This window comes from Photorhabdus akhurstii (genome assembly GCF_018448925.1).
GTDB classification, from domain to species: domain Bacteria; phylum Pseudomonadota; class Gammaproteobacteria; order Enterobacterales; family Enterobacteriaceae; genus Photorhabdus; species Photorhabdus akhurstii.
The window spans coordinates 1-253 of record NZ_RCWE01000160.1 but is presented as its reverse complement, the minus strand read 5'-3'; the positions used below and the strand labels follow the sequence as shown (position 1 = coordinate 253).

At 58.9% G+C, this 253-nt stretch carries 1 protein-coding gene; it reads right to left on the bottom strand.

The annotated features are described in order from the left end of the window. The coding region (locus EAE93_RS24975) for a VENN motif pre-toxin domain-containing protein (protein WP_250151191.1) at window positions 1-253 on the bottom strand (253 nt) is incomplete at both ends.

The window sequence follows — 253 nt, the reverse complement described above, 5'->3', positions numbered from 1 at the left end:
TGTCCTCCACTGACGGCAAGCCTTTATCCAGAATGCGCTGGCTCAGCTCCTTAGCCTTGCCGCACGCTTCCGGTGACAGCGTGCGGCAATCACCCAGATTTCGCGAGGCCAGCGCATTATTCTCAACTGCATTCTTCCCTGCCTGCGCCCCAGTGAGGGCACTGGCGCTGGAGTCACCAGCAATGCCGCCTGCCAGTCCTGCCGCCAGGGTGGAAAGGGTGCTGATAGTTTGTTTTTGCTCTTCCGTTAACTC